This window comes from Oleiphilus sp. HI0132 (assembly GCF_001635845.1).
The window spans coordinates 1-883 of sequence record NZ_LWGJ01000175.1 but is presented as its reverse complement, the minus strand read 5'-3'; the positions used below and the strand labels follow the sequence as shown (position 1 = coordinate 883).

Annotated in this window: 1 protein-coding gene and 1 pseudogene; both read right to left on the bottom strand. The window is 45.8% G+C overall.

From position 1 onward, the window contains the following. Nucleotides 1–628, bottom strand: a 628-nt coding sequence (gene ytpR, locus A3766_RS02235; protein WP_369808590.1) for a YtpR family tRNA-binding protein, incomplete at its 3' end; no start/stop codon positions are given. A gap of 21 nt (nt 629–649) precedes the next feature. After that, a pseudogene (locus A3766_RS02230) lies at nt 650–883 on the bottom strand (phenylalanine--tRNA ligase subunit alpha); the annotation flags it as partial.

The window sequence follows — 883 nt, the reverse complement described above, 5'->3', positions numbered from 1 at the left end:
CTGTGTCTTGTAAGTTTACCTTGAAGGTAAGTTCACTCTCTGAAACCACTGACTCAATCTGTGGCTTAGTGACATTCTCTTTATTCAAGACACCGACTTCGCGAGCAAGACCCGCAATAGACAAACAGTCACTTCTGTTTGGCGTTAAATCAACATCGATACAGTTATCATCTAAACCTAGGTATTCGCGAATACAAGCACCTACGGGTGCATCAACAGGCAATTCCATCAAACCATCTGAAGATTCAGCCAAACCAAGCTCTGACTCGGCACTCAACATACCGAATGACTCAACGCCACGCAGCTTAGCTTTCTTAATCTTAAAGTTACCTGGCAACACAGCACCAATTTTCGCGAAGGGTACTTTTAAACCTTCTCTCACGTTCGCAGCACCACACACTACCTGGACGGTCTCTTTTCCGTCACTCACCTGACAAACGCTTAACTTGTCAGCATCAGGGTGCTGTTCTTTGCTGAGCACTTCGCCTACAACGACGCCGGTAAATTCACCCGCTACCGGGTCCATGCCATCTACTTCTAAGCCAGCCATGGTGATTTGATGGAGTAGATCATCTGTACCAATAGAAGGGTTTACCCACTCTCTGAGCCACTGTTCACTAAATTTCATTGCTCTACTATCCTGACTAACTTAGTTAAATTGCTTGAGGAAACGAAGGTCGTTTTCAAAGAACATTCTTAGGTCGTTTACGCCATAGCGCAACATAGCCAAGCGTTCTACACCTAAACCAAAGGCAAAGCCTGAGTATTTTTCGGAATCAATACCACTGGACTCAAATACTTTCGGGTGGACCATGCCACAGCCCATCACTTCTAGCCACTTGGTATTGCCGTCAGCGTCTTTACCCCACTCGATATCCACTTC